This window comes from Pectinatus frisingensis, assembly GCF_014076555.1.
In the GTDB taxonomy this organism is placed as follows: Bacteria; Bacillota; Negativicutes; order Selenomonadales; family Selenomonadaceae; genus Pectinatus; species Pectinatus frisingensis.
Map to the genome: position 1 here is coordinate 1,082,947 of NZ_CP045424.1, position 24,348 is coordinate 1,107,294.

Below are 24,348 nucleotides of genomic sequence, written 5' to 3' on the forward strand. Positions count from 1 at the left end.
AGGAAAGTGGCATGAAAATTATTGGGCCTTATTTTCAACTGTTTTTTCCGGTTCATCCAAGTCTTTTATTTGGATATTGCGATAACGACTCATGCCGGTACCAGCAGGAATTAGTTTACCAATTATGACATTTTCTTTTAGGCCGATAAGTGGATCAACCTTACCCTTTATTGCAGCATCAGTAAGTACCCGGGTCGTTTCCTGGAATGAAGCTGCAGATAAGAATGAATCTGTTGCCAATGATGCTTTGGTAATACCAAGCAGGATTGGATGGGCAACTGCCGGCATTCCGTCGGCTTCAATGATTTTTGCGTTGGCAGATTCGAAGGTATTGATATCAATATATTCTCCCGGTAAGAATTCCGTGTCACCGGAGTCTTCGATTTTCACTTTATGAAGCATTTGGCGGACCATTACTTCAATATGCTTATCATTTATTTCAACACCTTGGGATTTATATACTTTTTGTACTTCATAGACAAGGTATTTTTGTGTTTCTTTCAAACCGCAGACGCGCAGGATGTCATGTGGATTGATAGAGCCTTCAGTGATTTTATCACCGGGTTTAACAGTCAATTTATCGCGGACCAACATTCTTGCGCCATAAGGTATTGGATATTCACGGGCATCACCTTCTGGTGGAGTTACCACGACCACACGCATGCCTTTTTCTTCAGTAATGCTTACTTCGCCAGCAATTTCAGAAATGATGGCATGGTGTTTTGGTTTGCGTGCTTCAAATAGTTCTTCGACACGCGGCAGGCCCTGGGTGATATCTTCTCCGGCTACACCACCGGTATGGAAGGTACGCATAGTCAGCTGCGTGCCCGGTTCTCCGATCGATTGTGCGGCAATGATACCGACAGCTTCACCAATATCAACTTCGGTGGCATTAGCTAGATCACGACCATAGCATTTTATGCATACACCAAATTGCGATTTACATGTCAATACACTTCTTATCGTTACTTTTTCGCGTACAGTACATATTTTATCAGCAAGTTCATCAGTAATACTGTCATTAATAGAAGCAATTTTTTCATTTGTTGAAGGATCAAGGATATCTTCTGCCAGAACACGTCCGACGATTCTTTCCTTTAATGATTCAATTACACCGTTACCTTCTTTTATTGCTTCAACTTCAATACCACGGATACTGTTGTTGCGGACCTTAACTTCTTTGGCGTCACTATTTAATATATTTTCAATGCTTTTTTCTGTCAGTGGTTCACCACCGGCAATTAAAATATCACCGGCACAATCACGAACATCTTCGGTAACTTTTTTGCCCAGCATTTCATGCATCATTGCTTTTTTGATGGAATGGCGCACATTTTCTTCCGGGGCGCCAAGTGCTATTGTTTCTGTAGATACGGTACTGCCAGTGCAAATATCGGCATTTGACAGACCTTTTAGAGTAATTTCAGCAACACCGTGTTCGCCGATAGATTTTAATGATGTTTCATCAAGAGCTGTATCCGCCGAGAATAGGATATCAGCCGTCTTAGGATCAGTTACATTCTGAGCCAGTATACGGCCAATTAAGGTAGGAGCCAGCATGGAAACGGCGCTGGATGCTGAGGTAGCTAGTTTTGCCCGTTCACGAACGAGGTTGATACCTACAATATCACAGTCTTCTTCACGCACTATTACATCTTGGGCAACGTCGACGAGGCGGCGGGTAAGATAACCGGAATCTGCTGTACGCAGGGCAGTATCGGCAAGACCTTTACGGGCACCATGCGATGATATAAAGTAATCGGATACAGTCAAGCCTTCACGGAAATTGGCTTTGATAGGCAGTTCAATAATATTTCCGGATGGATCAGCCATTAAGCCGCGCATGCCGGCAAGCTGGCGCATTTGCTGTTTATTACCGCGGGCACCGGAATCGGCCATCATGAATATTGGATTAAAAGGATCCATATTATTCATCATTGCATCGGTTATATCATCGGTGGCCTTGGTCCAAAGATCGCAAACCATTTTATGGCGTTCTTCTTCGGTTATCAGACCACGATTGAATTTTTGTTCAACCTTATTGACTTTTTCTTCTGAAGCGGCTAAGATTTCTTTCTTTTCCGGCGGAACGATGATATCGGAAATAGCAACGGTCATACCAGCGATACAAGCGTAATGATAGCCCAAGTTTTTAACACTGTCAATTACAACAGAAGTCTGGCTGCCACCTAGTTTTTCATAGCATTTAGCAACAAGTTTGCCAAGTTCTTTTTTATCCATGCGGATACCTAAACACCATTCGCCGGCTTTTTTATCTTTATAGTAGTAACGTATTGGTTCCGGTAAAATTTCATTGAAGATCATGCGACCTAATGAAGTGTTGACTAAACCATATTTACCGATACGTACCTTAATTTTTGCCTGCAAGTCCAATTCTTTATGCTGATGAGCCAGGATGGCTTCATTTATTCCTGTAAATATTTTGTTTTCACCATGTGCACCGGGTCTTAATATTGTTAAATAATAAGAACCCAAAACCATATCCTGGGTAGGTACAATGATCGGACGGCCATCCTTAGGTGCCAGTATATGATTGGCTGCCAGCATCAATATGCGGGCTTCAGCCTGAGCTTCAGTTGAAAGTGGCAAATGGATAGCCATTTGGTCACCATCAAAATCGGCGTTGTAAGCAGTGCAGGCAAGTGGATGGAGTTTTAATGCTCTGCCTTCAGTCAATACAGGTTCAAATGCCTGAATACCTAAACGATGCAGTGTCGGTGCACGGTTAAGCAGGACAGGATGTTCTTTGATAACTTCTTCAAGAACATCCCATACTTCGGGACGCACACGTTCAACCATGCGTTTAGCTGATTTTATGTTGTGTGCTATTCCTGCATTGACTAATTTTTTCATTACAAATGGTTTGAATAATTCCAAAGCCATTTCTTTTGGTAAACCGCATTGATGTAATTTTAATTCAGGTCCTACAACAATAACGGAACGGCCGGAATAGTCAACACGTTTACCAAGCAGATTTTGGCGGAAACGGCCTTGTTTGCCCTTTAACATGTCACTTAATGATTTCAGTGGGCGATTTCCCGGACCAGTTACCGGACGACCGCGACGACCATTATCAATCAATGAATCCACGGCTTCTTGAAGCATACGCTTTTCATTCCTGACAATGATGTCTGGTGCACCTAGATCAAGCAAGCGTTTTAAACGATTATTGCGGTTTATTACACGGCGATATAAATCATTTAAATCAGAAGTAGCAAATCTGCCACCATCCAATTGTACCATCGGACGAAGTTCCGGTGGGATGACCGGAACCACATCCAATATCATCCATGATGGTTTATTACCTGATTTGCGAAAAGCTTCGACCACTTCCAGACGACGTATGGCACGAACCTTTCTTTGTCCGCTGGAGGAAGTGAGCTCAGCTCGTAAACTGGTACTCATTTTGTCCAGATCTATTTCTTCTAATAACTGTTTTACCGCTTCAGCGCCCATACCAACTTTGAAGCTATTGCCATATTTTGCATTGTATTCGCGATACTCATTTTCTGTGAGTAATTGTTTTTTCATCAATGGTGTATCGCCCGCATCTAATACTATATATGATGCGAAATACAGGACTTTTTCCAAAGAACGTGGTGATACATCGAGTATAAGTCCCATGCGGCTGGGAATACCTTTAAAATACCAAATATGTGAAACCGGTGCTGCAAGCTCAATGTGTCCCATGCGTTCACGTCGAACCTTTGCCCGGGTTACTTCGACACCGCAGCGATCACATATTACACCCTTATAACGAATGCGTTTGTATTTACCACAATGGCATTCCCAGTCACGTGTCGGACCAAATATCCGTTCACAAAACAACCCGTCACGTTCAGGTTTTAATGTACGATAATTTATAGTTTCCGGTTTTTTGACTTCACCATAAGACCATTCTCTGATTTTTTCTGGTGAAGCAATCCCTATACGCATGGAATCGAAATTATTCACATCCAGCAAAGGGTAATCACTCCCCTCTTATTCATCATAATCGTCATCATCGGCCGGCTTGCCGTCTGACGAAGTATTTCTTCCATCAGTGGTATCTTCTTCATTGGTCATATTGCCTAATTCAGCAATGATATCATCATCGCTGATGGAGTCTTTTTCTGCGGTATCGGGCTTGTCGGCAGGAGCATCAACGGGATCGTTTTGAGAATTTTCCCGCGGTGCAGATTTTATATTATCAGCATGTGGTTCAACAATATCGTCATCTGGATCGTGAATCATTATTTCCTGAGCATCTTCCGAAAGAACTTTGATATCCAGTCCGATGCTTTGTAATTCCTTAATAAGAACTTTAAATGATTCAGGAACACCCGGTTCAGGAATGTTTTCTCCCTTGACAATGGCTTCATAGGTTTTTACACGACCTACAACATCATCGGATTTTACTGTTAAGATTTCTTGTAAAGTATATGCTGCGCCATAAGCTTCCAGTGCCCATACTTCCATTTCACCGAAACGCTGTCCGCCAAACTGGGCTTTACCACCTAATGGCTGTTGTGTAACAAGCGAATACGGTCCTGTGGAACGGGCATGGATTTTATCATCAACAAGATGATGTAATTTCAGCATGTAAACGCAGCCGACAGTAACGGGATTTTCAAATGGTTCACCGGTACGGCCGTCATAAAGTATGGTTTTGCCGTCATCGGAGAATTGTGACGCATGTAAGGTCTGGAATACTTCATTTTCCTTGGCACCGTCAAATACCGGAGTAGCTATGTGGATGCCGGCAACATCAGGTTTCGGCATACCATATTTATCATAATCGTAGCCGATATCCCGCAGTCGTTTTTCAACAGTAAGATCACCTGCTTTGATCTGCATACCCAACTCGCGTACTGCCATGCCAAGATGTGTTTCCAGTACCTGCCCAATATTCATACGTGAAGGAACACCTAATGGATTTAAAACAATTTGTACTGGGGTCCCATCCGGTAAAAATGGCATATCTTCTTCACGCATTACACGAGAGACAACGCCTTTGTTCCCATGACGACCGGCCATCTTATCACCCACAGCAATTTTACGCTTCTGAGCAATGTAAACACGTACCAGCTGGTTCACGCCTGGTGGCAGTTCATCATTATTTTCACGGCTGAATATCTTAACATCTACAATCTTACCTGATTCACCATGCGGGACACGCAGTGATGTATCACGCACTTCCCGGGCTTTTTCGCCAAAGATGGCTCTCAATAATCTTTCTTCGGCAGTAAGTTCGGTTTCACCCTTAGGGGTAACCTTGCCGACCAGTATATCTCCTGGACGAACTTCAGCACCAATGCGGATGATACCTTTTTCATCAAGATCTTTTAGAGCATCTTCCGCAACATTTGGCATATCACGGGTTATTTCTTCAGCACCCAATTTTGTATCACGGGCGTCACATTCGTATTCTTCAATATGAATAGAGGTATATATATCTTCTTTTACTAATTTTTCGCTTAATAAGACGGCATCTTCATAGTTATAGCCTTCCCATGGCATAAATGCAACGATTATGTTATAGCCAAGCGCTAATTCGCCGTGATCTGTGGCCGGACCGTCCGCAATTGGCTGACCTTTATAAATATTGTCGCCTTTGTAGACTATCGGAACCTGATTTATACAGGTCCCTTGATTGGAACGCAGGTATTTTTGTAATTTATAGTTGTCATAGTCGCCGTTTTCCTTGCGGATTATAATTCGATCAGCGGTGACCTTACTTATTGTTCCGGCATTTTTGGCTAAAATCATTACACCGGAATCACAGGCAGCCTTATATTCCATACCGGTACCGACAAGTGGTGCCTGTGTACGTAATAAGGGAACAGCCTGCCGCTGCATGTTTGCCCCCATCAGAGCACGGTTGGCATCATCGTTTTCCAAAAATGGAATCATTGCTGTTGCAATAGAAACTACTTGTTTTGGTGATACATCCATGTAATCTACAGAGTCAGCGGGCATTAAGCTGGTTTCTTCGTGGAAACGTGCTGTTACACGATTGTTGGCAAACCAATCATTATCATTTAATTTTTCGTTAGCCTGGGCGATTACGATATCTTCTTCTTCATCGGCAGTCAGATAGAAAACGTCACTGGTGACTTTTTTATGGATACGGTCAACTTTGCGATAGGGAGTTTCGATGAAACCAAAGCGATTTACCCGGGCATAAGTGGATAGTGAACCAATGAGACCGATATTAGGACCTTCCGGAGTTTCAATAGGGCACATGCGTCCATAATGAGAATTATGGACATCGCGTACTTCGAAACCGGCCCGTTCACGTGATAACCCACCAGGGCCAAGGGCGCTCAGACGACGCTTATGAGTAAGTTCACTCAATGGATTATGCTGATCCATAAACTGGGACAATTGGCTTGAACCAAAAAATTCTTTTATTGACGCAACTACCGGACGGATATTAATAAGCGCTTGTGGCGTAATGGCTTCATTGTCCTGAATTGTCATGCGTTCTCTAACGACACGTTCCATGCGCGATAATCCAATGCGAAACTGGTTTTGCAGTAATTCACCAACGGAGCGCACACGGCGATTGCCTAAATGGTCAATGTCATCTGTAGAACCTATGCCATCCATCAAGTTCAAAAGATAATTAATTGCGGCCATTATGTCTTCAATGGTTATTGTACGATGATGATATTCCAGAGTGGATGAACAAATCATCTTCATCGGTTTATCTTTTTTATTTTTGACGTAGAAAGAAATTATTTCCCCGTCACCAAAAATATTTTTTTCCTGTTCGACTGTAATGGGATTAAGCATTGTCATATTAATCGGGGTATTTGCAGGAATTACTATTTCACCCGTGGTGTGGTCAACTAACGGTTCAATCAGTTCATGACCTGATAAACGTCTTTTCCAGCCGAGTTTTTTTGTTATTTTATAGCGGCCTACTGTAGCTAAATCATAACGTTTCGGATCAAAAAACAATCCGTCCAGGAGGGCTTGTGAATTTTCAACTGTAGGTGGTTCACCGGGACGCAGACGTTTGTAAATTTCAACTAATGCTTCCTCTTTAGAGGTGGCACTGTCACGTTCCATTGTATTGACAATACGCGGATCATTATCAAATAATTCGGCGATTGCCTGATTGGAACTTACTCCTAAGGCACGAATGAGAATTGTAACCGGTAGTTTGCGTGTACGATCTATTCGGACTGAAACAACATCATTAGCATCATTTTCTAATTCTATCCACGCACCACGGTTTGGAATAAGTGTAGAATTATACAATTGTTTACCAGTGGCATCAGTGGCAACACCATAATATGCACCTGGTGAACGCACTAACTGACTGACGATGACACGTTCGGCTCCATTTATAATAAATGTACCTGTTTCTGTCATCAACGGGAAGTCACCCATAAAGACTTCCTGCTCTTTTATTTCTCCAGTTTCATTGTTTATAAGACGGACATTGACTCTTAATGGTGCTGCGTAAGTAGTATCTCGTTCTTTGCATTCATCTATGGAATATTTCGGATCACCTAAAGAAAAATTTTCAAAGGATAAAACGAGATTCCCCGTAAAATCCTGAATAGGTGAGATATCATGGAAAATTTCTTTGAGGCCATCTTTCATGAACCATTCGTATGAACTTCTTTGGATATCCAGCAAATGCGGCATATCCATAACTTCTTTAATTTTGGCGTAGCTATACCTTGTTCTTTTTCCTACCGGAACAGGTTTAAACAAAATTTTCACCCCTCAGCACATTTACACAATAATAAAGTAATGAACATTAAAAAGGCAAGGCCATTATTGCTGTTCACACCTTGCTTTTTTAATTTCGTGATATTTCATTGTACACCCCGCCTGATATATTTTATCCGTAGGCAATGCACTTCCTTTTACGGATAATTAGCCATTCTGTAATAACCAATTATAGCACAACATAACTCAAAGGTCAACCAAAACATGAAATAATTTTAGTTGACCTTTGAGTTATGTTATACCAGATATTATGATAAGAGTCAAATATTGTTTGTTCAGCAGCTAGTGTACGATCATAGATTGGCACGGGCCGTTTGAATATTATTCATTATGTCGCTGGCGATAAGACCGATCATGCCGTGCTGAGCTGCTATATCGCCGGCTTTACCATGTAAATAAACAGCAGCTATGGCAGCTTTTTTTGCATCTGTTTCCGCACGTATTGCCGCAGTTATTCCAGCCAGAACATCTCCACAGCCTGCAGTTGCCATTCCCTGGTTACCGACTGTTGTCAGGAATATATTACCATCAGGACAGGCGACAATAGTCTTTTCACTTTTTAGGATAAAGATACTGTTGTATTTTATAGATGCTCTGCGGGCATATGACCATAAATCTGCCTTGAGTTCTTTTACTTTGATTTGCAATAAATTGGCCATTTCACCGAGATGCGGAGTCAATATCGGCGGGGTGAAGCATTTAGCCAACTCATCGATGTGCCCGGAAAATGCAAAGATAGCATCAGCGTCTAATATAACTGGTTTTTTTATTTTATTGACCAGTTCACGTACGAATTGTAAAGTAGCAGTATCTCTGCCTAAACCGGGACCGATTAATATGCTGTCATAGCTTTCTTCTCGTGGCAATATTAAATTAATGGCTGAGATTCCCAGTATTCCGGGTTTTTCTTCTGGCAGAGGTTTTACGATCACTTCTGTCATTTTGCCAGCGAATATAGGGTATAAACTCTCAGCAGTTCCCAAAGTTACGAGTCCTGCGCCTGCACGCAAAGCTGCCTGAGAGCATAATGACGCGGCACCTGTGTAACCGGTTGAACCTGCAATGACCAGTACTCTGCCGCAACTGCCTTTGTAAGCATTCATCGGACGAGGCAGCAGAAATTTTTTTGTCAAATTTTTATCAATAAATCTTTGTTTAATAGTTGTATCATTGAGGACATTGAGAGGAATGCCAATGCTGTCTGTCAATAATTTACCAGTATAGATTACACCTGGATAAAGCAGGTTTCCTATTTTAGGAATACCTAAAGTAACTGTCGTTGTGGCTTTTACTGCCTGTCCATCGCTTACGGTGCCATTGTCGGCGTTTACACCGCTGGGAATATCAATAGCAATGACTGATTTTCCAGCATTGTTTATGTAAGCAATCATTTTTTTGTAGTCATCTTTTAATGGCAAGCGAACGCCAGTGCCGCAGAGTCCGTCAATGACGATATCAGATAAATTTAGGCCTAATCTGACTTTATCCCAGTCGTGAGGTGTTTTGATAAAGTAAAGCTCTGCGCCCATATGTAGTAATATTGCATAATTCGAACGGGCTGACCCGGTAAAATGTTCAATATTGCCTAAAAGAAAAATTTTTACTTTAAGATTAAAATTCAATAAATGCCTTGCTGCAACTAAGGCATCACCGCCGTTATTACCCATTCCGGCAGCCACAAAAACAGTTTTATCAGAATTGTTTTCCAATAAATTGAATGCAGCCCGGGCAACGGCACGGCCGGCATTTTCCATTAAGACGATTTCTTTGATACCATATTCTTCAATAGCTGTTTTGTCAATATTTTTTATTTGTTCAACTGTTGCTATTCGCAATTGAAAAACCTCCCCTGCCAAGTGTTGCTGCAGGCCAGAGACTAATTTTTGACCTGGTTATAACACTATTTGATGTTTTGGATGCCATCAGGTGAGTAGCTGCGCGCAATTAACACTTCTACCCGACGATTCTGGGCGCGATGCTCCGGTGTATCATTGGGCACTATCGGATGGTACTCACTGTTTCCTGTGGCTTGAAAGCGTGCAGGGTTAAGATTGGGATTTTTTTGCAAAATTTCTTTCATGAAATTAAGCGCCCGCTGACTGCTCAAGTCCCAGTTAGAAGGAAAGCGGCTGTTGGAGATGGGGACATTGTCAGTATGTCCGGAAATTATGACACTCTGGCTGATTTCTCCTAATAAAGATGCCACGATAGATGTTACTTTGTTGGAGTCATTTGTCAAATCGGCACTGCCAGAAGCAAACAGGGCTTTTTCCTTGATCCGTATCATCAAACCCGGTTCAGTCATCTGTGTACTGACTTCATTTTCTAAATGATTTTTTTTAATGTATGCTTCAAGCTTTTGCTGTTCCTGTTCTAATTTATCATTTTCTGCCACATAATCGCTCATGGACTTTTGTCTGGTTTGATCTTCGGTAAGATAGGCAGAGTAACCGCTTTGTGTACCCATTTTGTTGAAAAAAGAAATACCGCCTGCATTGAAACCACGCCGAAATGAAGCTGTAGCATCATCAGTGTTTTTGCTGGAAGCGGCACTGACTGCAAAAAGAACGATAAACAGTGCTAATAGAAGTGTCAACAAATCTGAATAAGGTAGAAGCCATGCTTCGCTGGCATGTTCTTCCTTGGGCTTAGATCTTTTTTTTCGTGCCACATCATTCACCCGCTTTTTCAGATTTTATTTTGTCTCTTTCCGACTGAGGAATAAATGTCATTAGCTTTGCTTCAATTGCCATTGGTGAATCACCGGCCTGCAAAGATAAAATACCTTCAATGATCATTCGTTTCTGCGCGATTTCCATTTGAGACAGAATTTTTAGCTTATTGGCTATTGGCAGCCATAATACATAACCGGTGAATATACCTAGTAAAGTAGCAACGAATGCAGCCGAAATAGCATGACCGAGTGCCTCAATATCCGATAGATTTCCCAGCGCTGCAATAAGTCCTACAACGGCACCTAATACACCGAGTGTAGGTGCGTAAGTACCGGCTTGGACAAATATCGACATACCCTCAGAATGACGGTGTTCCATGACCTGTAGTTCTGCTTCCAATACATCACTAACAAATTCAGGATCCATCCCGTCAATTACCATTGATAAACCTGAACGAAAAAACGGGTCTTCAATTTCATTTACTCTGTCTTCCAACGCTAAGATGCCTTCACGTCGGGCAACTTGAGATAAATCAACAAAAAGCTGGAGCATTTCAGTTTTGGGTTTGTTGTCAGGCGGCTGTAGCGTTTTTTTGATTAACTTTGGAAAATTCTTCATCTGCTCTGATGTAAATCCGGTAAACAGACAGGATATAGTACCTCCGATAATAATCAAAAATGCAGCCGGGTTGATCATTACCGTAGGATCTGCTCCTTTTAACACATATCCTATACTCACTGATAAAAAACCAACGGCTAAACCGATAATTGTCGATTTTTCCAAGCTTAAATCCCTCCCTGGATTGCTAAATACATTTATTTAGAATCGAATTCTAAGTTTAATTGTATATTATTCCATATGGTACAGTAAAAATCCTATTAAAAAATTATTTTATTTCATTTTTATCAAAAATTATTATATTTGTATAGTAAAACGGCGAAGAATTCCTTCGCCGCTTCATTATTTGTAGATTATATTTTAATATCGGCCGCCTGTTTGAGCGTTAATTTCGCTTCTGCGATTATCGAAGTGATTATAGTTTTTGCCGGTTCCACTTTATTTAGCAACGTCAATGTTTGCCCGGCCTGAACCATACCATTTTCGATATCACCGTCAACAGCAGCTAATTTATTGGTGCCGGTAGCCATTTTAATGAGTTGTTCCTTGGTTGTGGTACCCAAATTCTCTTTGGTGACAAAATCCTGGGAAAATTTATTTTTTAGACCACGGACAGCAGCCCCAAGTGTATAACCAGTTACAATAGTATCAGTATCAATAGCTTGTAATAGTTTTTCCTTGACATTTTTATGAACCTGACATTCCTCAGCTACTAAAAAACGTGTTCCCATTTGGATGCCTGCAGCCCCCATCAATAATGCTGCGGCTAATCCCCGGCCATCGGCAAAGCCACCGGCCATGATGACAGGAATATTTACGGCTGGTATGACCTGTTCCATCAAAGCCATAGTTGATAATACCCCGATATGACCGCCGGCTTCCATCCCTTCAGCAACCATGGCATCAGCACCTGCGTCTGCTACACGTTTTGCCAACTTAACATTGGGAATGACGGGAATTACTTTTATGCCGGCTGAATGCAGAGCTTTGAAATAAGGCACAGGATTACCCGCACCTAAAGTTACAAATGCCGGTTTTTCTTCGCAGAGTACTTTAAGAATTTCGTCTTTATTTGGCGCCATAAGCATCATGTTTACACCGAATGGTTTATCGGTTAATGTTTTGGTGAGCCTTATTTGATCACGGACGAAGTCGGTCGTTCTGCCGCCACTGGAAATAATACCGGCCCCACCGGCATTTGATACGGCCGCTGTTAATTTTGCTTCAGATACCCAGGCCATGCCGCCTTGTATTATCGGATATTGCACACCAAGGACTTCCGTTATCATTTTTGGCATTAATAATGCCTCCTTTTTTATTATCTGATGAACTGCAATTAATTTTATGGTATCATTTTTTATCGTTTTTGTCATTACTATTAGCTAATAAAGTCATTTTTGCGGCATGTGTCAATTGTTTTATTTCATATTCTCGCTTCATAGCTTCCGATTTAGTGGTAAAAATTTCATAATAAGCAATTGTGACCGGCAGACGTGTCCGTGTATATTTACTGCCAGCCCCGCTGTTATGCGCTGCCAGACGCATGGTAAGGTTATTTGTCCAGCCGGTGTAAAGGCTGCCGTCACTGCAGCGAAGAATGTAAGTGTAAGCGGTCATTTGTTAATTTTCACTGATGGATATTTGCTCAATGATGACATCTTCACAAGGACGATCTTGAAAATCGGTTTTTACCCGACCAATATTTTTGACGATATCCATACCGTCGGTTACTTTGCCAAAAACAGTATGATGTCCATCAAGCCAAGGTGTAGCCGCTAAGGTAATAAAAAATTGAGAACCACCGGTATTCGGTCCGGCATTGGCCATCGATAAAATTCCTTCTGTGTCATGTTTCAAATTATCATCAAACTCATCAGGAATTGTATAACCGGGGCCGCCTGTGCCGTTACCGTCGGGATCACCGCCTTGAATCATAAATCCGTCGATTACCCGATGAAAAATTAAACCGTTATAAAACTTTTTATTGATAAGGTCTAAAAAATTTTTTGTCGTTTTAGGTACTTTATCTTCAAATAGTTCTATTGTAAAATCACCTAATGTAGTTTTAAATTGTATTGTATGATTTATCATTTTATCGCGCTCCAGTTTAGTTTTTTTATATAAAATGCGTCAGTCGGTTTCGGTTATTGTCGTGTTTTGTCCCGGTTGAGCTGGTGACCATATATTTATCGGTCTGTTGTTCCCGGCAAAATTATTTGGAAGCGGCCAGGGACTGCGGCCAGCGTTATGCATAGCAATCAGATTTTTTACATCGGTATTGCGGCAGAATTCTTTGACACCCCAGTCACAGCAGTCTTCAAGCCGGGTATCAATTGGGAAAAAGGTAATATCCGTTTGTAAACCGATCAATTTTTTCATTTGTTTAGCAAATCCGTTTCTGGCGAAAGCATTGTTTTGGGCGGTATCGGCTTTCCAGTGCCACCAGTTAAAATCACCGGCATGAAATATTTTCCAACCGTTTGTTTCAACGAAAAAAGATATTCCGGCATCGGTTGAGCTGTAAGAAATCACTTTGATTTGATTATCGGTGTAATTGTCATATTCATTTAATACCACAGTTTTGTCAATTGGCAGTGTTTTTCTGTCGTGAATATCATAGCTGATAAAGTATTTTGTAACTTTTGCAGAAAATTCTCCTATATCCGGATTCCAGTGATCAAAGTGACTGTGCGAAACAAAAAAATAAATTTTTTGATATTTTGCCAAAATACTTGGCAAACAATTTTTTTTGTCTATATAGTAATCAAAAATCAGCGCACAATCTTTCAATTCAACGATAAAGCCGCTATTATATAAATATGTTATTTTAGCTGTTCTGACCATAATTGTAATGCCTCTTTTCATATCCTGATATAGTAATATTTTATTAATAATGATATGCTGATGTCAACTATAATATTATATATTTATTTTGTTTATTGACGTTTCACATTATGGTACTATAAGATAATATAGAGAATTTAACAGGTTGCTATTGCGGTAATATTATCCGTGAACAACCAGATTTTAGATATAGAATTGTTGGTTTTGCCAATTAATTTTCGCTAATTTATAGGATATACAAGGATTTTTATTATAAAAATAGAATAAATTTATTATACCTTTTTACTAAGGAGAATTCTAATGTTACTAGAAATAAAAGGATTATTATCAACTATCGACATACTTGATATCTGCGATATCATTATTGTCGCCGTCATTTTATATAAATTATATGAACTGCTTAATAATACCAGGGCTATCACATTGGTCAAGGGTATTATGGTATTGCTTGTATTGACTATGGTGAGTGATTGGCTCGGACTGCATGTTATATATTGGCTGCTGCAAAAAACGGTTACACTTTTATTTGTAGCGTTGCCGATAGTATTTCAGCCTGAGCTGCGTCGTGCGCTTGAACATATTGGGCAGGGGCGGTTGTTTGTACGGACATCATTGCTTAATATTCAGGAAGCCCGCAGTTTGGTGAGCGAAATTGAATCAGCGGTTACCCGTATGTCACAAAAAAAGATTGGCGCATTAATTGTCATTGAACGTGAAATGGGATTGGATGATATATCTTCTAATGGTATTTTTATTGACGGCATTGTTTCATCCGAACTGTTAATGAATATTTTTATACCCAATACACCACTGCACGATGGGGCTACAATAATCCGTGGCAAAAAGATTATTGCTTCAGCCTGCCTTCTTCCTTTAACAGATGATCGTACGCTGAGTACTGAGCTTGGTACACGTCATCGTGCTGCCATTGGCTTGTCAGAGCAATGCGACGCCGTTGTTGTGGTGGTCAGCGAGGAAACGGGTACTATATCTGTAGCTGAACACGGCCGCATATACCGCCATCTTGACTCGGAGCAGCTTAAACAGTATTTAATTCCGTTATTTGCACAAAAATCATCGGCAGTCAGAGATTTTATCAGGAACTGGAGGCAGGGAACAAAATGATGAAAATGCTTAGGCAGAATTTGATTTTAAAATGTCTTTGTCTGTTGCTTGCCCTAGGGTTATGGTTATATGTGATGAATGAACAAAATCCCTCAATAACTAATACTGTGACGGTATCATTGAGTGTTATAAATGCTCCGGACGGATATCAGATTCATCATGATGAGGATACTGTTAAATTGAAGGTTAAGGCACCAAGGACTTTGTTTGCATCTATTGATAATTCGGATTTTAAAGCTTATGTCGATTTGAAGAATGTTGAAGAAGGTACACAGACATTGCCGGTTCATATTCAGATGCCGTCAGGGTTTGAACTTTTGTCTACTACACCGGAAAAAATAAATTTTACTATTGACAAAATCATTCAAAAGCAGATTCCTGTTGATTTATTGCTATCGGGTAAACCGGCTGATGATATGGTTGTATCAAATGTAAAGCAGTCAGCTGATACAATAGTTGTAAGGGGGCCGCGTTCTCAGGTTGATACCGTTCGCCGCGCTGTTGGTTATATTGGGCTGGATGGCAATAAGGAAGACTTTACCGTAATTGTTCCTTTGCGTGCTGTAAATGATAATAATAAGGAAGTGGCCGATGTGACACTTCTAAGTCCTACGGTGAACGCCAATATTGCTTTAGCACGCGGTTTAACTAAAAAAGTGGTTTCAATAAAGCCAATTACTGATTCTGATCTGCCGGCCGATTATGTACTTGACTCAGTGAAAACAACTCCTGATAAGATACTGATAACAGGTGATCCGCAGGTTATCAGTACAGTTAATTTCCTTGACACGGAAAAAATAGCTTTAGCTAAAATGACTTCTTCAGGGCAAAAGACGGTTAAATTAGTTATTCCTGATGGAATTACAGTCTCGAAGGATACAGTTGATGTCACTATTACTGTTTCTGCTAAAAAACTTGATAAAAATTGAGAGGTTTGTGTAATTGATTTGCCTGACAAATTTAAATGTAGCCATTGGTGACGTTTTATCGCTGGAAAGTGCAGCGGCTAAGCGGTTGAAAATTTCTTCCGACAGCATAAAGAAAATTAGTATTGCCAGAAAAACATTGGATGCCCGGCGTTATAAAAATGCACCGATTCGTTATGTATATACGTTAAATATCACTTTGGAAAACAGCCTGGAAAAAAAATTATTGCATCGTTTTTTTAAAGATAAGAATGTCAATCAGGTTGTTGAAGTTCCGTTGAAAGTATCACGGCCTATTGTCGATAAGGCAGCAGTCCAACCATTAGTGGTCGGTTTTGGACCGGCGGGAATGTTTTGTGCACTTACCTTGTGCCGTTTTGGTTACAGACCAATTATTTTAGAGCGTGGCCGTGATGTCGACCAGCGGCATCGTGATATTGAAAAATTTTGGAAATCAGGTATACTTGACACAGTCTCAAATGTTCAATTTGGCGAGGGTGGTGCAGGAACTTTTTCCGATGGTAAATTAACGACCAGGATTCATGATACAAAAATAAACCAGGTACTGGAAGATTTTATCAGCGCCGGTGCTCCTGCTGAAATACGTTATTTGCATAAACCGCATATAGGTACGGATATTTTGCGTGTTGTCGTGAAAAATATCCGCAAAAAAATTATCAGCATGGGAGGGACGGTTAAGTTTTCCCATCAATTGACAAATTTAGAGATTATTGATAAAAGGGTGCAGTCTGTTATCGTCAATGGTAAGGATCGTGTGCCGTGCAGTGCATTATTTTTAGGTATAGGTCACAGTGCCCGGGATACATACGAAATGTTGTATAAAAATGGCATAAGTATGGCAGTAAAGTCCTTTGCAATAGGTGTGCGTATTGAACATCCGCAGACGTTGATCGATATGGCACAATATGGGGAGGATGCTGGAAATCCTCAGTTGCCTGTGGCAGATTATGTACTTACGTTTCATGATAAAGCCAGACAATTAACTTGTTATTCATTTTGTATGTGTCCGGGTGGCAGTGTAATTGCCGCGGCTTCGGAAGAAAATCGCCTGACAACTAATGGCATGAGTAATTATGCCAGAAATTCCGGCATTGCCAATAGTGCATTATTGACACCGGTGACACCGGCAGATTTTGGTAATGATGTTTTGTCCGGCATCGAATTTCAACGCCATTATGAAAATCTGGCATTTATGGTTGGTGGTGGAAATTATTCAGCACCGGTTCAAACGGTAGGAGATTTTTTGGAACATAATAGTGGTGACGATAAATTTTTAACTGTTCCAACATATAAGCCGGGAGTTTGCCCAGTAGATCTGCATAATTGTCTACCAGGCAAAGTGGCGGCAGCATTGGAAGCGGCATTGCCGTATTTTGATAAAAAAATACATGGCTTTGCCAACAGGAGAGTTGTAATGACCGGATTGGAAATGCGTTCATCAGCTCCCTGCAAGATTAACCGGTTTAAGGATTCATATCTTTCACTTAATACTAAAGGGTTGTATCCGATCGGTGAGGGGGCCGGTTATGCCGGTGGTATAATGAGCGCCGCTGTTGACGGTATTAATGCAGCTCTCAGCTATATCACGGTTGATAAAAATATGACTCAATCTGCTAAAATATAAATTTCAAGGAGAGATTTTTTTAATGACTAGACTTTTTGGAACAGATGGTGTCCGTGGTGAGGCTAATAAGGGATTAACTGCTGAATTGGCTTATAAATTGGGTCGGGCAGCGGCAATTTATTTTGGTAAAAAGGCTGACACTTTTAGGATCCTTATTGGCCGGGATACACGAATATCGGGAGCCATGTTTGAATCGGCGCTGGCAGCAGGTATCTGTTCGGCCGGTGGGGACGTTATAATAACGGGGATTATTCCAACTCCGGCAGTAGCTTACCTGAGTAAAAAGTATCAGGCTAAAGCCGGGATAGTTATTTCGGCCTCGCATAATCCGTTTCATGATAATGGTATAAAATTTTTTGGCGGTGACGGCTATAAGTTACCGGATGAAGTAGAAGATGAACTGGAAGATATCGTCCGCAAAATTACTGAGCAGGATACTTACACCAGAGCAGTCGGGGCTGATATTGGAACGATAGCTTATCGTCATGATTTGATACATGACTATATTGATTATGTGACGGCAACGTGCAAGGTAAGGTTAGACGGATTGAAAATAGTGCTTGATTGTGCTAACGGTGCCGCCTATGAGGCGATGCCTGCTGTTTTGCGAAATCTTGGTGCTGAGCTGATTGTCATAAATGATAGCCCGGATGGTGTAAATATAAATGCTGATTGTGGTTCTACGCATTTGGCTAATTTACAACAGGAGGTTTTGTCACATAATGCTGCCATTGGCATAGCTCATGATGGTGATGCGGACCGCTGCCTTTGTGTTGATGAAAAAGGGCGGATTATTGATGGTGATCATATAATTGTAGCTTGTGCTCTGGCAATGCAAAAAGCAGGAACATTAAAAAATGATACTGTTGTTTCTACGGTTATGGCTAATATTGGTTTTCATAAAGCATTGGAAGGACATGGCTGTAAAGTTGAAATAACAGCTGTCGGTGATCGGTATGTGTTGGAAAATATGTTGAAAAATGGCTACAATCTTGGTGGTGAACAATCAGGACATGTTATATTCAGTGATTTTGCCACTACAGGTGATGGTTTGATAACAGCTCTGCAGGTACTATCTTATATAGTTGATAATAAATTCAAGGCGTCGTCTATTGTGGATGGGATGATAAGTTATCCGCAACTTTTGGTTAATGTAAGGGTTGCAAGTAAGGATGGCTGGCAGGATAATGCGGCTATAAAGGCGGCCATTGATAAAGGTGAATGGCAGCTTGGCTGCGATGGGCGTATATTGGTGCGGCCATCGGGAACTGAACCACTTATTCGTGTGATGGCTGAAGGGCCTGATCAAAATCAGCTTGAGATGATTTGTCAGGCGATTGCTGCAGTAATAAAAGAACAACAAGGATAAAAAAATAAAAAAAGTATCAAAGCATAAAATGCCTTGATACTTTTTTTCTTACTGTTAATTCCTGCCACGGGCTGGTTCTACGTTTATTTTATAGCCTTTTAAAGTATTCCTATGCATTACTGATATAACTCTTTCAGCAACACTGCCGGGAACTTCAACGAAGGTGAATTTATCATATATGTTTATGACACCGATTATATTACCAGGAATATCAGCTTCTGTGGCAATGAAACGAACAATGTCTTCTGGTCTGATTTTTTGATTCCGGCCAATATTTACAAAAAGCCTGACCATGCCGGGAGCACCGCCGCTGTTGCTGAACTTTTCTTGAGTACTATTGTCATTGTTAGATTGCTCATGTTCTTTTAAGCCTTCTACCGACAATTTAACAGCAGCCGCTGCAATATCTAATGAATCATATTTGTCTGCAACCAGATCAGCGACAATCATATGATAATCGGAATAATTGTTGGCTTGTAATACTTTTATCAATTTTTTCTTTATAGATTCTTTTTGCAGTTCCAGTACATCAGCTGAAGTGGGAAGTTGTCCGCGAATCATACGGTGTTTTATGAGTTTTTCAATAAGTCGGAGCTGGCTGTATTCCCGTGGTTCTATAAAGGTTATGGCAATGCCGCTTCTGCCGGCACGACCAGTTCTGCCGATACGGTGTACATAAGATTCAGGATCCTGCGGTATATCATAGTTTATGACATGTGTTATATCATCGATATCAATACCTCTGGCAGCTACATCAGTGGCAATAAGAATATCAAGTTTGCCGTCACGGAATTTTTTCATTACACGCTGCCGCTGAGCCTGATTCATATCGCCATGTAAGCCACCGGCCATGTATCCTCTTGCTTCTAATGAAGCGATAAGATCATCTACGCCACGTTTGGTTCGGCAAAAAATAATGAATTTGCCTGTGCCTTCTACATCCAGAATACGGCTCAGTCCGTCAAATTTATCACGGGTTTCGTAATATATTTGATCAATAAGCGGTACAGTAAGATGTCCCTTGCTGATCAATACTTTTTTGGGGCTGTTCATATATCCCTGAGCCAGTTTTTCAATTGGTGCAGGCATTGTAGCTGAAAATAATAGAGTTTGCCTGTTTTCTTTAGGGATATGTGACATAATTGATTGAATATCATCAATAAATCCCATGTCGAGCATTTCATCAGCTTCATCAAGTATAAGGGTTTTGATGTGGTCCAGTTTAATTGTTTTGCGATTGATATGATCAAGAAGCCGGCCTGGTGTGCCCACAATTATCTTTATACCGTTTTTTAAAGCGCGGATTTGTCGTTCAATCATCTGTCCGCCGTAAATTGGCAGAGTCTTTATACGTTTGTATTTGCCTATTTTGTTTAATTCTTCTGCGACTTGTATTGCTAATTCCCGTGTGGGAGCTATGACCAATGCCTGAATATGGCGGTTGGTTTCATCTATTTTTTCCACTGTCGGAATACCAAAGGCGGCGGTTTTACCAGTACCTGTCTGTGCCTGGCCCAGCACATCGTCACCTTCCATAACTAGTGGAATAGTTTTACTTTGAATGGGAGAGGGTTCTTCAAAGCCCATATCGTTTAAAGCATCAATAACTTTTTTGCTTAAAGTGATATCACCAAAGGTCATTGTTTCGTTTTTCAAAAATATATCCTCCTGCTTTCTAATTTTCACTTTAAAAAAATAAATCGAGTTATAATATTTTATCTGACAGATTTATTTTCTAAGTATAATCGTACCATATTTAATGCTTTTTGCGTAGCACGATATTTGATTTCATTTCTTTTACCGGACAGTAAATTTTTGGTGGTGAAAGTGCCCCTTTTTCCTGTGACACTGATATACACAAGTCCGACCGGCTTCTTGTCGGTGCCACCGCCGGGACCGGCTATTCCGGTAATGCCCACACCAATATCAGCAGATAAAACTTTAGCAGCACCTTCTGCCATATATTGTGCCGTTTCTTCGCTGACAGCGCCCTTAGCGGCTAATACAGCAGAAGGTACGCCTAAATGGTTAATTTTAACGGCATTGGAATAAGAGACAATGCTTCCTAATAAATATTCAGAGCTGCCGGCAATATCAGTTAGACGACTTGTTAAAAGACCACCGGTGCATGATTCCGCACAACTGATAGTTTGATGACTTGTTTGCAGAAGCTTGCCGACCACATGTTCCATGTTGTCATCATTTTCAGCATAAATATATTCACCGATGCGGGAATATATTGCCTGACGAAGTGGCGTGATCAAAGCCTCAGCATCTGATAAATTATCTGACTTGGCTGTAATGCGGATTATTACACCGCTTGGACGAACTAAAAGTGCTAATGTAGGATTTTTTTGTTTTAGAATTAAGTCCCGGATTTTTGTTTCTAAAAGTGATTCACCAATATCAAAGGTGTTTAAAACTAATGAATGGATTACATTTTTTAAGCCAAATTTTTCTTTTAGAAAAGGACGCAAAGAGCGATCAAACATATCCTTCATTTCACGAGGCGGGCCGGGCAAATTTATAATGTATTTTCCCCGATATACTTGCACTATTCCTGGTGCAATACCATTGTAATTAAGAAAGACGCGAGAGTTTTCCGGAACTAAAACCTGACGAAGATTATTTTGTGTCATTTTGATATTTTTGAGTGTAAAATGACTGTTCATCCGGTTTAGACTTTCTTCATCAGTAATCATAGGGCTGCCGGTTATTTCTGCACAAACATATTTTGTTATATCGCCCTGGGTAGGACCCAGCCCGCCGGTTGTTATTATTATGTCGGCCCTTGTTAGAGCAGTTTCTATGACTGCCTTCATCCGGTCGTGATTATCACCTACGGTAGTTTGATAAAATACATCAAATCCTATATCGTTGAGATGGGCTGCCATATAAGCACTATTTGTATTTACTATCTGACCCAGTAAAAGCTCACTGCCGGTAGTAATAAGTTCAACACGCATTTGTATACCCCTTTTAGATTTTTTGACCTACTAAATCGTAGGCAAAACCCTGCATTATTTTGACCTTGATAATGTCACCAGGTTCACTGGTTTCATCGTTTTCTACATATATTTGTCCGTCTACTTCAGGGGCTTCACGATATGAACGACCGTAAACAACAGATCTTTGCTCTTCATCACGTCCCTCCACCAGAACGTCCATAACCCTGTTTTCTAAGTTTTTATTTATTTCTTCTGAAATTTTACTTTGGACACTCATCAGATCATGATATCTTTCCTGCATTATATCTTCTGATATTTGATTGGGCAAATTGTAAGCCGGGGTGTCTTCTTCTCTGGAATAAGTGAATACTCCTACCTTATCAAACCGATATTTTTCTACAAAATTTCGCAAAGTTTGATATTGAGCATCTGTCTCACCGGGAAAACCAACAATAAATGTCGTGCGTAATGAAACATTGGGAATACGCTGCCGTATTTTTCCAATTATTTCTTCGATATATTCAGTAGTATCGCTGCGGCGCATATTTTTCAGAACAGCATTATGTGCATGTTGCAGCGGGATGTCAACATAGTTGCAAATTTTTTCTTCTGAAGCAATGGTTTCAATGAGTTCATCGGTAAAAGAGTGAGGATAAGTATACTGTACCCTAAGCCAATTTAAATCTTTTATTTTCACCAATTCATGTAATAGTCCTGCCAGGTTGGTACCCTTGGATAAATCAGCACCATAGTTAGTTGTATCCTGAGCAATGAGATTTATTTCCTTTACACCATTTTTTACCATTTGTAAGGCTTCTTGTTTTATATCATCGATACTGCGGCTTCGATAATTGCCGCGAACTAACGGTATCGAACAAAATGCACAGCGATGATTGCAGCCATCGGCTATTTTTATATAGGTGCTGAAAGAAGGCGTTGTTATGATACGAGGCATATCTTTATTGTAAATTGTCTGCATATCATCGATAAATAAAACCCTTTTGCCGTTTAAAACGGCTGTAACAGCGTCCATTATGCGATTCCAGGCACCTGTCCCGATGACGGCATCAGCCTCCGGTATTTCATCAAGTAAAGTTTGTCCGTATCGCTGTCCCAGACAGCCGGCGATAATCAGAGCCTTGCATTTGCCATTGTTTTTGTACTCAACCATATCTAATATGGTTGTTACAGATTCTTCCCGTGCCGATTCAATAAAACTGCAAGTATTAATAATCAATATATCTGCTTTTGTGGGATCGGATGTTATTTCAACATTATTTTTATTTAAAATACCCAGCATAATTTCTGTGTCAACACGATTCTTAGAACATCCAAGACTTACAAATCCGGCTTTTAGCATTTAATTCCTCCAAGTGATGTTAATTTTGATTTAATTTATGTTATTGCAAACGAATATTTTTTACCCATTCATCTAATAAAGATTTCTTTTGGGCATCTGTGAGCGTCGTTGCAAAAGTGTCAAATAATTTTATGTTTTTCCCGGCATATGTTTTATATGCTAAAGTAGAATAATTAGTCGGTATAAAAAAGAAGCCATTACGTTGTAAACATAGTTGAAGATCGTCACCTAAAAGCCATTGGATAAAATAATCGGCCTGCAGTTTATTAGGGGCATTTTTTAATAGAGCAGCTCCGGTAATTTCAGCATATGTACCATCTTCAGGATAAATTATTATCAGCGGATAATTATTATTCAGGTATTTGAGGGCCTCACTTTGCACAGCTATTGATATATTAACTTCTCCCATTCCTGCCATTCTAACTGGAGTTGATAAGTATTTTGAGTATTGAAGTACTTTGGGATGTATTTTTTGCAAAAAAGAGAAAGTGTTTTCAGAGCCATAATGTTCAACGAGCGCGTAGAATAATCCAGATGAGACATCAGATGCCAAAAAATCTGTCAAACCTATGGTTAAATCTTTATCAGTAGTTAAATCTTCCCAAGTCCGGGGAATAAAAGCTGCCGACTGCAGATAATCTTTGTTGGCACAAAAAATAATCGGATCATACCATACTCCTACCCATAAATTATTGGTATCTTTGAATGATTTTGTTACAACATCTTCTTGTTCTGAAGTAGAAGCTGCCAATATACCAGCCGCAGCTGCCTGACGTAAGATGTCATCACTGGCCAGTATAATATCCCCTTGTCCGTTTAGAGGCATTGTTTTATTTTTTATTTTATCTAATAGTTCCTGTTTGGAAAGCGGAACAAAATTTACTTTTACTTTGTTGAGTTTTTCATAATCGGCAGCAATTGGCGCCGCCATTTGTGTTGGTAAAGTAGTGTAAATTGTTATTTTATTTTTGTTTCCAGTGTTTTGTGAGCCGGTTGACGTTTGATAAATCCAATATACGTTTATCGATAGTAAAATCAACAAAATACTGCACGCAATAAAAACTAACGGTATATAGCGCCGCATAAACA

Annotated in this window: 17 protein-coding genes; 4 read left to right on the forward strand and 13 right to left on the reverse strand. The window is 40.3% G+C overall.

Translation table 11 applies throughout. The features are described 5' to 3' along the window. Window positions 1-18: 18 nt before the first annotated feature. The 9 genes from rpoC to F8M42_RS05140 all read right to left on the reverse strand — a co-directional run bounded on the left by rpoC (window position 19) and on the right by F8M42_RS05140 (window position 13,886). Window positions 19-3,984, reverse strand: a complete 3,966-nt coding sequence (gene rpoC / locus F8M42_RS05100; RefSeq protein ID WP_182188265.1) for a DNA-directed RNA polymerase subunit beta' — start codon at window positions 3,982-3,984, stop codon at window positions 19-21. A gap of 18 nt (window positions 3,985-4,002) precedes the next feature. Next, window positions 4,003-7,731, reverse strand: coding sequence for a DNA-directed RNA polymerase subunit beta (rpoB, locus tag F8M42_RS05105; RefSeq protein ID WP_182188266.1), 3,729 nt, complete (start codon window positions 7,729-7,731; stop codon window positions 4,003-4,005). Window positions 7,732-8,042: 311 nt separating this feature from the next. Then, complete coding sequence (locus tag F8M42_RS05110) at window positions 8,043-9,584, reverse strand: NAD(P)H-hydrate dehydratase (protein ID WP_182188267.1); 1,542 nt, start codon at window positions 9,582-9,584, stop codon at window positions 8,043-8,045. Between the two features lie 65 nt (window positions 9,585-9,649). Further along, window positions 9,650-10,420: a flagellar motor protein MotB gene (locus F8M42_RS05115; protein ID WP_182188268.1), complete on the reverse strand. Its 771-nt coding sequence runs from the start codon at window positions 10,418-10,420 to the stop codon at window positions 9,650-9,652. 1 nt (window position 10,421) lies between these two features. Next, window positions 10,422-11,207: a flagellar motor stator protein MotA gene (gene motA, locus F8M42_RS05120; protein WP_182188269.1), complete on the reverse strand. Its 786-nt coding sequence runs from the start codon at window positions 11,205-11,207 to the stop codon at window positions 10,422-10,424. Window positions 11,208-11,395: 188 nt separating this feature from the next. Continuing rightward, complete coding sequence (locus F8M42_RS05125) at window positions 11,396-12,340, reverse strand: nitronate monooxygenase (protein ID WP_182188270.1); 945 nt, start codon at window positions 12,338-12,340, stop codon at window positions 11,396-11,398. 52 nt (window positions 12,341-12,392) lie between these two features. Next, window positions 12,393-12,659 carry a GIY-YIG nuclease family protein gene (locus tag F8M42_RS05130; protein WP_182188271.1) on the reverse strand — a complete coding sequence of 89 codons (267 nt, stop codon included), beginning with the start codon at window positions 12,657-12,659 and terminating at the stop codon, window positions 12,393-12,395. Window positions 12,660-12,662: 3 nt separating this feature from the next. Further along, window positions 12,663-13,133, reverse strand: a complete 471-nt coding sequence (locus tag F8M42_RS05135) for a peptidylprolyl isomerase (protein ID WP_182188272.1) — start codon at window positions 13,131-13,133, stop codon at window positions 12,663-12,665. A 39-nt stretch (window positions 13,134-13,172) separates the two neighbouring features. Beyond that, window positions 13,173-13,886: an MBL fold metallo-hydrolase gene (locus F8M42_RS05140; protein WP_182188273.1), complete on the reverse strand. Its 714-nt coding sequence runs from the start codon at window positions 13,884-13,886 to the stop codon at window positions 13,173-13,175. Window positions 13,887-14,186: 300 nt separating this feature from the next. Here F8M42_RS05140 and cdaA point away from each other — a divergent pair, with 300 nt between their 5' ends. Genes cdaA through glmM form a run of 4 tightly spaced genes read left to right on the forward strand, consistent with a single transcriptional unit; the run spans window position 14,187 to window position 18,951 of the window. After that, window positions 14,187-15,011 (forward strand): diadenylate cyclase CdaA, encoded by an 825-nt coding sequence (gene cdaA, locus F8M42_RS05145; RefSeq protein WP_182188274.1) that lies wholly within the window; start codon window positions 14,187-14,189, stop codon window positions 15,009-15,011. After that, on the forward strand, window positions 15,008-15,940 hold the full coding sequence (locus F8M42_RS05150) for a CdaR family protein (protein WP_182188275.1): 933 nt from the start codon (window positions 15,008-15,010) through the stop codon (window positions 15,938-15,940). Before cdaA ends, F8M42_RS05150 begins: the two co-directional genes overlap by 4 nt. Before the next feature lie 13 nt (window positions 15,941-15,953). Then, window positions 15,954-17,582, forward strand: coding sequence for an NAD(P)/FAD-dependent oxidoreductase (locus F8M42_RS05155; RefSeq protein WP_182188276.1), 1,629 nt, complete (start codon window positions 15,954-15,956; stop codon window positions 17,580-17,582). Between the two features lie 22 nt (window positions 17,583-17,604). Then, entirely contained in the window at window positions 17,605-18,951 is a 1,347-nt protein-coding gene (gene glmM, locus F8M42_RS05160; RefSeq protein WP_182188277.1) for a phosphoglucosamine mutase, read from the forward strand. 54 nt (window positions 18,952-19,005) lie between these two features. Here glmM and F8M42_RS05165 read toward each other — a convergent pair whose 3' ends face one another. The 4 genes from F8M42_RS05165 to F8M42_RS05180 all read right to left on the reverse strand — a co-directional run bounded on the left by F8M42_RS05165 (window position 19,006) and on the right by F8M42_RS05180 (window position 24,343). Continuing rightward, entirely contained in the window at window positions 19,006-20,592 is a 1,587-nt protein-coding gene (locus F8M42_RS05165) for a DEAD/DEAH box helicase (protein WP_182188644.1), read from the reverse strand. Between the two features lie 74 nt (window positions 20,593-20,666). Further along, window positions 20,667-21,917: a competence/damage-inducible protein A gene (locus F8M42_RS05170; protein WP_182188278.1), complete on the reverse strand. Its 1,251-nt coding sequence runs from the start codon at window positions 21,915-21,917 to the stop codon at window positions 20,667-20,669. Between the two features lie 13 nt (window positions 21,918-21,930). Next, window positions 21,931-23,259, reverse strand: a complete 1,329-nt coding sequence (gene rimO, locus F8M42_RS05175; RefSeq protein ID WP_182188279.1) for a 30S ribosomal protein S12 methylthiotransferase RimO — start codon at window positions 23,257-23,259, stop codon at window positions 21,931-21,933. 40 nt (window positions 23,260-23,299) lie between these two features. Further along, window positions 23,300-24,343 (reverse strand): extracellular solute-binding protein, encoded by a 1,044-nt coding sequence (locus tag F8M42_RS05180; RefSeq protein ID WP_182188280.1) that lies wholly within the window; start codon window positions 24,341-24,343, stop codon window positions 23,300-23,302. Window positions 24,344-24,348 lie beyond the last annotated feature (5 nt).